The organism is Spirulina sp. CS-785/01 (assembly GCF_028330525.1).
GTDB lineage: Bacteria > Cyanobacteriota > Cyanobacteriia > Cyanobacteriales > Spirulinaceae > JAQMSD01.
In genome coordinates, this window is the sequence record NZ_JAQMSD010000096.1 from 1 (window position 1) to 9569 (window position 9569).

Annotated in this window: 11 protein-coding genes; 2 read left to right on the plus strand and 9 right to left on the minus strand. The window is 43.3% G+C overall.

Annotated elements, in window-relative coordinates:
- Positions 1–444 precede the first annotated feature (444 nt).
- Entirely contained in the window at positions 445–591 is a 147-nt protein-coding gene (locus PN462_RS05480; protein WP_272127010.1) for a hypothetical protein, read from the minus strand.
- 551 nt (positions 592–1142) lie between these two features.
- Here PN462_RS05480 and rpmF point away from each other — a divergent pair.
- Both rpmF and PN462_RS05490 read left to right on the plus strand, forming a co-directional pair.
- Positions 1143–1319, plus strand: coding sequence for a 50S ribosomal protein L32 (gene rpmF, locus PN462_RS05485; protein WP_272127011.1), 177 nt, complete (start codon positions 1143–1145; stop codon positions 1317–1319).
- A gap of 386 nt (positions 1320–1705) precedes the next feature.
- Positions 1706–2182, plus strand: a complete 477-nt coding sequence (locus PN462_RS05490) for a GNAT family N-acetyltransferase (RefSeq protein ID WP_443029073.1) — start codon at positions 1706–1708, stop codon at positions 2180–2182.
- Here PN462_RS05490 and PN462_RS05495 read toward each other — a convergent pair.
- From PN462_RS05495 to PN462_RS05530, 8 genes are all read right to left on the minus strand, one after another.
- Positions 2130–2939, minus strand: coding sequence for a sensor histidine kinase (locus tag PN462_RS05495; RefSeq protein ID WP_272127013.1), 810 nt, complete (start codon positions 2937–2939; stop codon positions 2130–2132). The genes PN462_RS05490 and PN462_RS05495 overlap by 53 nt on opposite strands.
- A 9-nt stretch (positions 2940–2948) precedes the next feature.
- Positions 2949–3551, minus strand: coding sequence for an L-threonylcarbamoyladenylate synthase (locus tag PN462_RS05500; RefSeq protein WP_272127014.1), 603 nt, complete (start codon positions 3549–3551; stop codon positions 2949–2951).
- 248 nt (positions 3552–3799) lie between these two features.
- On the minus strand, positions 3800–4687 hold the full coding sequence (locus PN462_RS05505; RefSeq protein WP_272127015.1) for a glycosyltransferase family 2 protein: 888 nt from the start codon (positions 4685–4687) through the stop codon (positions 3800–3802).
- Positions 4688–4820: 133 nt separating this feature from the next.
- On the minus strand, positions 4821–5462 hold the full coding sequence (locus PN462_RS05510; protein WP_272127016.1) for a sugar transferase: 642 nt from the start codon (positions 5460–5462) through the stop codon (positions 4821–4823).
- A gap of 12 nt (positions 5463–5474) precedes the next feature.
- Positions 5475–5945: a late competence development ComFB family protein gene (locus PN462_RS05515; protein ID WP_272127017.1), complete on the minus strand. Its 471-nt coding sequence runs from the start codon at positions 5943–5945 to the stop codon at positions 5475–5477.
- A 136-nt stretch (positions 5946–6081) separates the two neighbouring features.
- Positions 6082–6798: a choice-of-anchor W domain-containing protein gene (locus PN462_RS05520; protein WP_272127018.1), complete on the minus strand. Its 717-nt coding sequence runs from the start codon at positions 6796–6798 to the stop codon at positions 6082–6084.
- Positions 6799–7113: 315 nt separating this feature from the next.
- On the minus strand, positions 7114–8007 hold the full coding sequence (locus tag PN462_RS05525) for a PEP-CTERM sorting domain-containing protein (RefSeq protein ID WP_272127019.1): 894 nt from the start codon (positions 8005–8007) through the stop codon (positions 7114–7116).
- Positions 8008–8288: 281 nt separating this feature from the next.
- Positions 8289–9158: a PEP-CTERM sorting domain-containing protein gene (locus PN462_RS05530; RefSeq protein WP_272127020.1), complete on the minus strand. Its 870-nt coding sequence runs from the start codon at positions 9156–9158 to the stop codon at positions 8289–8291.
- Positions 9159–9569: the final 411 nt, after the last annotated feature.

Consider the following 9569-nt stretch of genomic DNA (forward strand, 5'->3'; position numbering starts at 1 on the left):
TGAAAATAGTGCCGTTTTGATCAAACGGATTGCTATTGAGTCAGTTGCGGTGGGCAGTCGTAACTCTAAAACGCTTCCTTCCTTGAAACTAATTCTGGGATGAGAAGAATCCCGCGTCTTTCAGCGCGGGAGATGTCAATTAATCTTCAATCTGTGCATCTGCAAGACTCGTTTTTCATACCTCTTTTTCACACCTCGCGGTCTCCCCAAAAATACGGAATATTGAGCCATACTATCGCATTGTGGGTTGGTTATCCCACCCAATTCTTGAGTTTTCTGGCCGCCACTCACCCCCGAAACCTCTCCCCTGAGAAAACGCTACAAGATAACCTAGACAGGGCAATAGGGGACAAAAAGGTAGGGCAAAAAGAATTATCTCTTTACCCCGGAGTGCTAAGTATAAACACGGTTTATTTGAAGTTGCTGAGAAACTAAGGAAACAGATTAATTGCTTGACCGCTTTTGTAAAACCGCTAACATTTGATTTCGGACTTCTTTCGCCCATAGGTCAAAGTCAAATGCATCACTGTTAGTATTGACTTTTCCAGGATTGCGTTTTTGTTCGGTTCGTTCTCTGGTTTGGTTACTCATGGCAGAAAATAAAGGAATTGTATCTTAAACTTTTGCCATTCCATGATAACGTCTTTATTTAAAGATGGCGACCGTCATTGATAAAAAAGTGATGACTCTTTTTCAGATTTGATAAAAAACTTAAATTTTTAATTCTTAATAAAGTCCAGATAACCTAAATTTAATATTTTTCCCCACTCCGTCGTGCTGGGTGCAAAAGAGACTATTAATAGTACATTAAAATTATTGAGGATTGTCACCGTTACATTGTCCAAGAGGCCGTCGCTGGAATTGTCGCTGCAACCCCCGAGGGAGAAACCCTCCTTTTCTCCAACTCCAGAGACCAAAAAGTGGACTCGGCTATAGAAAACTTAGCCGTTATCCACCACATTGCCCTTAATTGACTGGCTCAAGACTGCTTGGCTAGGAGTCCATGCTAAACCTCTTAAAGCCGATTGGGATAACATCACAATTCTGAAAAAGTGTGTGCGATCGCCGGACTGTACTCTTCCCTTCACCCTAAAATTGTGATAAAATGGCGGATCGGTAAAATTAGATAAACAACACCCGTCATGGCAGTTCCCAAGAAGAAAACCTCCAAATCTAAACGCGATATGCGGAAAGCGACTTGGAAGCGCAAAGCCGCTTTTGCCGCAGAAAAAGCCCTCTCTCAAGGCAAATCTGTATTAACTGGACGTTCCACCAGCTTTGTGTATCCCACCGATGAGGATGAAGACGACGAAGAATAAAGTCGCTTTCTATTCGTCTTTAGGTTTACCAAAAAATCCTCTCCATTTCCTCTGCTCTTCCTCACAACAGGGAAAGACAGGGGATATTTTTCTGGGTAGGTGATCATCAAAGGCAGAAGGCAGAGGGCTTTCGGGGAAGAACAAAGAACAACTCCCCAAACCCAAATGTCAGGAAATAGCAACAATTTTCCCTTTAAAAACCCTTGATTTGTCTGTTAATTTCGCTACAATTCAACACAAGAAAAGCGATCAGACTTTTTTGTTCACCACTCATTCAAAACTGAGTTCTCGTGGATAAAAAAAATACTACCAACGCTCGCTTAGAAATGTAGTAAGCTACAGAGCTAGGCGCGTGTAGTCACGACTGTATTAGGGGTTATTGAATTATGGATTGTCGCCACATCCAATTTCGGGATTGTCCAAACGCTCTGGATCTCGAGCAATTAAAACGTTTATTTCAAGTGGGAGCATTTTGGGCGGCTGACCGTAACTTGGAAGACTTACAAATTGCGATCGCCAATAGTGATCCAGTCATTAGTGTTTGGGACGACGACAAATTAATCGGCTTTGCCCGTGCCACCTCAGACGGGGTATTCCGGGCCACCATTTGGGATGTTGTCATTCATCCCGACTATCAAGGGTTAGGACTGGGACGCAAATTAGTAGAAACATTAATCAGTCATCCCAAAATGAACCGGGTTGAACGCACCTACTTAATGACCACCTACCAACAATCCTTTTACGAGCGCATCGGCTTCCAAGAAAACGGCACAACCACCATGGTCTTGCATAACTCAGCAAATCGCCTTGTTACGTCGGAATTTCAGCCTCAGACCGAGGAATTAAACAGCGTAAGCGTGTAAATTCCTTCTCCTCTGTAGGCGTTGCCACTAGATTCAGTTGTCCTTTCATGGAGGCCAGTAAATCTTGACTTAAAATCCAATTCATCTCTGGAGAAGGAACGGGCTTTTCTAAAAGCGTCTTAGCCCGTTCCGGGGTAATTTCCGGTAACTGTTCTTGCATTTTATCTAGAGGTTCACTCCAAATGCAGTAGGGGGAGTGAATATCGATCAAGATTTCTACAAAACTTTGCTCCTCCGCATCTTGAGCCGTTAAGGCAAGACTCCCTTCTTGCATTTTCGCAATTCCCGCATCCAGCAGACTAATCAACACCTGCACCAACCGCTTAAAATCGGCTTTGACAAAAAGCTCTGACTCCGGTTGAGTAATCGTTAAGGGATAACTGCGATTAGCGGCTTGTAGGTGGATTTGTTGTTCCACTTGTTGGAAAATCGAACTGAGGGGATGGGTTTCAATCTCTAACTGGTGAGAGCCGTATTCTAATTTAGCAATATAAATCACTTCATCGAGCAGTTTTAACAAGCGGAAAGCCGCTTGGTGGGCTTGCTCGATGAATTCCCGTTCTTCTTCAGGGTTTTCGCATAACCCGGCCATGATTAACTGATGGAGGCCGATGAGACTATTGAGGGGCGATCGCAATTCATGGGAAGTCCGAGCCAAAAAACCAGCCTTTAACTGGCCAGTCTGAATGGCCTGACGATAAGCAAGACGGGTTCGTTCTAATTCAGCTTTTAAAGTATCAATATCCTCATTCGGCATATCATGTCCCTATGGTGATAGTTCTGGCAAGACAACACTCCCTTGACGGAGAATCTCCCACCCTTTCCCCGTCCATTTTGCCACAGTTGAGGGCAGGCCACTCCCCATTTTTGCGTCTCGTGGTACATCGGGATGCTTGAGGGTATAAATCTCCCGAAAAGCGGTTTCAATAGCCGCTAAGGTTTCGAGCGGGGGTTCTCCAGACCGATTAATGCTAGTGGTAGCAAGGGGTTGAGTAGCGGCCAAAATTTCACAGGCCAAGGGAGAAGCCGGAATACGTAGGCCAATGGTGGTGGGGTTTTGGGGGTTGAGGGTTTTGGGGAGACGGGGAGAAGCGGGGAGGACTAGGGTTAATGCTCCAGGCCAATACTGTTGAGCCATGGCTTGCCAGAGCGTTACTTCTTCTGCTGTCCCTTGTACATAAGGCAACAAATCCTCCCAACTCGCCCCCATAAGAATCAGAGGTTTCGTCTGAGCGCGTTGTTTCGCCGCAAAAATTTTGGCCGCCGACGGGGGACAAGTCGCTAAAGCGGGGACTGTATCGGTGGGGAAACTCACCAGTTGGCCTTGTTTGGCGGCCTCGATTAATTCAGACAAAGACACTTGTGTCATCGTGTTTCTTTCTATCCCATGCAAACCAAAGCTATTATCCTCTGTGGGTTAAGGACTTGGCTTCACTCTCAATGTAGATTCTAGAGTTATGGGTTGATAACTATTGAACCCTTACACCGTCAGAGATTGAAAATCCCTGCCTCCTAAGGAAAGTTCTCTCAAAGAGGATTCCTGACTTAATTTTACTGGTTTAAAGGCTAAACGCGCTCATGCTGACGGCTGAATGCTGACAAGATTATTTATTGAGATCAAGAGTGAGTATGTAATAAAGATTTTTGCTGAGACGGGGTTTGAGGGGTTAAATTTGGCTTTCTGGCTTTTTTTTCGGCTTGTTTTAACTCCCAGACCTTGAGAACAATCATATATTCATAAAAGGCTTGTAAGGTACACCAAGCAAACCCCGCATACCCATCTAAAATTCCGCCTAAAATAAAGTACATATAAAAAAAGCGGATTAAAGGCCGGAGTGGCAGACGTAAGGATAAATCTTTTAAAGCCCTGCGTCGCACAACTTCGGTTTTACCTAAAAATAAATTAGACCAATGCACCGACCTATGTCGTAATTGCCAAAGGGTTTCTTTTGCTTCATCGGTGGAATAGCGATTATGTTTATCTAGCCAACGAGAAAAGCCTTTACTACAAGTATAATGGGGATAAGTGGCTTTTAAAAATCCGGTTTCTCCATAACAGACTTCTCGTTCTGTATGACCATAATCTTCAAACCAAACATACCCTTTTTGTAATAATCGTAACTGGTAACGGGGATATTGGGTACTGTGACGAATCCAGCGATTCATAAACATTACTCGTTCTGCCACATAATACCCGATGTAATTGGGGTTTTGTATGGCTTGCAGGGCTTCTTTGAAAAGTTCTGGAGTCAAGCGTTCATCTGCTTCTAGAATATAAATCCAATCATATTTTGTGGGGATATTTTCTAACATCCAAGTTCGTTGTTTGCCATGGGAAATGAACTCATTTTGCACCACTTTCACGGGGTATTGTTGGGCAATTTGTACGGTGCGATCGCTGCTAAACGAATCCACCACAATTACATCGTCAGATAATAATGCCGACTGAATACAATCCGCAATATCGAGTTCTTCATTATGGGTGAGAATAAAAATAGAAAACATTGTTTTTTATCCAATTTTTGTGTAAAAAATCACTTCAACATAACCTAGATTCAAGACCAAAGAGCAGTTTTTCGACAGACTAAGGAAAATTTTACAAAAATTTTTACAACCTGAACGCTATTCTAACCGATTTCTAAAATGCCCCCACTTGGCCGAGAACAACCCAGAGGGTTTTGAGGAGAATCCGACAGTCATATCCCACCGTCCAACGGTTTTGATAACGGAGATCAAGCGCAACAATTTTCTCAAAGTTTTTGACTTGAGAGCGTCCATTCACCTGCCATTCTCCCGTTAATCCAGGTTTAACATTTAATCGTTGCCATTGGTATGAAGTATATTGAACAACCTCCTCTCCAATGGGGGGACGAGTGCCCACCAAACTCATTTCGCCCTTGAGAACATTCCAAAATTGAGGAAATTCATCGAGACTGGTGCGACGTAACCAATGACCTACTCTGGTAATTCGGGGATCACCCGCATCTTTAAACAGAAACCCTGTGGTGTGAGTGGGGTATCCTCGTCTTAATGCTTCTGCATTGGACACCATGGAGCGAAACTTGTAGAGTTGGAATGGTTGGCCATAGAGGCCATAGCGTTGTTGTCGAAAGAAGATGGGGCCAGGACTATCGAGTTTAATTGCGATCGCAACCGGAAGAAAAATTAAACCTAACAGGAATAATCCCAGCAAACTCCCCAAAATATCCAGCAACCGTTTAAGGGGAGAATGAACCGACGGGTGAGGGGTAAAATAAGAAACAGAACTAAAAGAACTCATTGCAACCATCCATTAACTACTGTGGTGAGCGAAAGATTGAGGAGAAGGAAAGTAAATCACATTGGTCTTGCGTGCTTGTCTGAGAGACTGTTCCACCACTGGGACTAAATTCTCCCAGTCCAAGTCCTCCCGTCCCAATACAGTGCGTAACGCTTGTAATTGGTCTTCTGTAGGGTGGGGAGAAGGTAACGGGGTAGAAAAATATTTTTGATTCCGTTGAGCGGCCTTAATCCCCCATTTGGCAGCATGAGCGAGCAAACGAGTGAAACTTTCTTGAGCGCGTTTCTTCTGCCAATCGTAGCCTTCCTGACTGGTTGCATACATGGAGGGAAGACGATTTAAGGCATAAGCAATGGCATCGGTTTTATTAATAGATTGAGTCACTTCTACAGGAAGTTTTGCTAATTGTCGCTCAATTTCTTCAATGGCTAATGCTTCTGTAACATTGTGGTAAGAATTGCGGGATTGGGAATGGGAAGTCATTACTGAGTCTCCTTGATGATTGTGTTCGTCCTTAATTAACTCTCTAGGTGGAATGAGGAATTTTATGCAGCACTCCCGCAATTTTTTTGCTAAGTCCTGATAAACCTCTCAGTGTCCACCAAGGGAGTTAATTCCTTTACTGGTTATGAACCGTTCGACGCATCCCTACCCCCGTTAAACCTAAGACAACTAAACTCACCACAGTGCTAGGTTCGGGAATTTCCTTGCGAGGTTCGGGTTCAGGGGAAGGTTCAGAAATTTTGACTTGGAAGGCCAAACGAGACTGAGTAGGAGGTGTCTCTGTATCTTCCCAATTCATGGTTGCATCCCCCGTGAGGGTGAAATTCTCCTCGATATCCGCAATGCGTAGAATATCGAGTCCTCCGGTTTCCGCAACCGCATGGGACGCATCGTTCAACGCAACTCCGTCTAGAAAGAGGTTATCAACCCGAATATCACTTCCTTCATTGACTGCACGAGTTCGTAGGAAGATATCGGAAAAGGGGTCATCGTAAGTATGGGTTAAGGTGCGATCGCCAATATTAAAATTCACTAACTGGGATGTGGCATCGTAAGATAATTCAAACTGCTCTGTCACCCCATTTTGCCAATTAAATTGGTCAGTAATATCCGGTTGGCCGGGATCAGATTCATGAAGATTTAATTCATGGGTTGCGAAACCGTCTAAATCACCAATCCGTCCTTCTGCAACAAACGCAATATCATCCATTAACTCATTCATTTCTTGATCTGAGGAAATATGGGTAAGAGTCACCGCATTAGCTGTTCCAGCACAAAGACATAATCCCACTGCTCCTCCTAAAACCTTGAGGAATAATTGATTGTGTTTCATCGCTTAAAACTCCTAAAATTAGATTGCATTGGCTTACTTGAAAACTTGAAAAAATATGCTTAAGCTGTCACACATTTAAATTGGGATACGGTAGCGACCAAGATGGTCGCACTACAGGTTTTCTGGAATTCTTGATGTTTGAGTTTAGATGACAAACAGCTTAACGAGAAATCACACTCTTTGGGTTCAACTCTATTACTCTCTCTAGAGCCAAATCGTATTTTTATGCAAACTCTTGGCAAAAATTAAAGCCCATTGAATAAAGTTAAGAGACTGGGCATTATGTAGAATATGTAATGCCCAGATCAACACCACTTAATTGACATCATCCTTTTGACGACGCTTACGAGACACACCTACCAGTAACCCAACTGCACCTAATGCAAAAGCTGTTGTCGGTTCGGGAACAGATTCTTGTTCTTCCATCGTTCCCATCAGAGCAATATGATCGTTATTGCAATCTAAACTCAGATGAGCAATAAAATCTCCTTCAGGAAGTAAATCACGAGCAAAACTGAAACCGTAAGTGTATTGACCGCTAGACCCCAAATAGTTTGAATCTAAACCTAAACCACTAAAGTCCGTTAACACTTCAATATCTCCCATCCAATTCTCAAGAGGCACTGAAGTCATTAATGTGGGAATATGCTGATTTAAATCAAAATAGGGGTTATTAACTGCCAAGTCTCCAATTGACGCTGTTTTGCCATACTTATTCACTGAATTGATATACCCTTGTAAACTGCCTTGGGGGTTATCATTAGCCAGTGCTTGATCATGAGCCTTGACATTACTATAAACCCCTAATTTAGGCGCACCCGAGTCATTATTGTCAGAAAAGCGAACCCCAATTAAACTACTGTTGGCATTGGCAGAACTGAGATTTTCGCCAGTAAAGTTAAACAATAAATCACTGTAACCGACATGGCGATCTGCCGCCCCTGCTTCATAAACGCCATTCCAAGGCATATTAGAATTTAACGCAACAAAAACTCGCTCCTCAGTTTGTTTGAGTGCCATACTGTAGAGTTCAAACTTAGTCCCGCCAACTTGTCCAATTCCCAAACTATCTTCGGGAGAATCAACCGCGTAATTCCAACCTTGGTGTAATGTTCCTGCTTGAGCAGATGGTGTAAACAGAGTTGCAATACAAGCAGAAGTAGCAGCTAAACTCAACAGTGCGGTCATTCGAGAAATGAAACAATTCATATTAGTCTCCTTGTCTTCAAAATGAGACGATTTCAAGCACATCCCTATCAATATTCCTCCCCTACTTGCCCCCTTGTTTGATCACCAAGGAAGCGAGTTTGAGAAACATATCCTAGAGGGAAAATGTGCTATTTTTATTCGCTTCTATTACTCTCTCTGGGGCAAAATCGTATTTTTATGCAAACTCTGAAAAAAAAATCCAGAAACTTCACACCAACCATCCTGTAACCTAAGAAAACTGGGCATTACCCACGGAGTCGTAATACCCAGTCCAGCCCAAATTAACTGGCATCATCCCCTTGACGACGCTTACGAGACGCACCTACCAGTAAACCCACAGCCCCTAAAGCCAATGCAGTAGTCGGTTCGGGAACTTCTTCGAGTTCACCGTCCATGGCAATCACATCATTGTCACATTCAGGTCCTAGATGGGCGAGAAACTCCCCATCGGGCAATAACTCGCGGTCAACACTAAAAGCAAACGTATGATTTCCGGTTGCCCCAAACTGACCGAAATCAAGCCCTAAATTACTCAGATCATCCACAATATTCACATCACCAATTCTCGTACCAGAGGCAATTACATTTTGGATATGACGATTTTGGTTAAAATAGGGGTCTGTCGCGCTTAAATCACCGATACTCGGATCACCGCCATGACGCTCGATCCAGTTATTGTAATCCGCTAAATCATCTAACAGCAGGCCATTCGCCCGAACGATATCTTTTCCTGTCGCATTGCTGTACAACCCTAAACTCGGTGCATCAGATTCATTATTAGACGCAAAACGAATTCCGAATAACTCTCCGGCATTATTCGCAGCATCAAGAGATTGTCCCGTGAAATTCATGAATAAATCGCCCCAAGCAATATGGCCATCATGAGCATATTGGCTTCCAGTCCCTGACAGAGACAAATTACTATTGATGGCAAAAATGACCTCATCACTCGTTTGCTGCATTGCCATATTGTGGATTTCGTACTTTGTCCCTCCAACATCTGCACCAGCCATACTGTCATTAATAGAATCGGGGCTATAGTACCAATCTCCAACTAATGTTCCTGCTTGGGCAGGTTGAACAAACAGTGTAGCAGCGCAAGCAGAAGTAGCCGCCCAACCGAAAACGGCGATCGCAAATTTATTAATCATGGTTAAAAACCTCGTGCAAAATTGACTTCTAATAACTCCCTAGGCCGAGGTCAGATTTTTTATGCAGATAAATCAAAAATATTTTTTGTGCTTCGGCTTCTAACGCAGATATATGGCAGTAAACAGTATGCTCATTGATTAAAGTTAAGATAACTTGTCTGGTAAGCATTCAGATATTATTTATCGGTTCGTAGTAAACTCCCTTGCGAGCTTCTTTCATCCCTGACAGTAGTAGGGGCAATTCATGAATTGCCCCTACTTGTTCGTCTCCCAACCCGTTTTTAACGGGTTTAAGCTCTTAGCCTTGGGTTTCAACCCAAGGCGTATTAAAGTGACTGCAATAGAGTAAAATCTCCCCCCTCTCTCCTCAACCCGTTTTTAACGGGTTTAAGCTCTTAGCCTTGGGTTTCA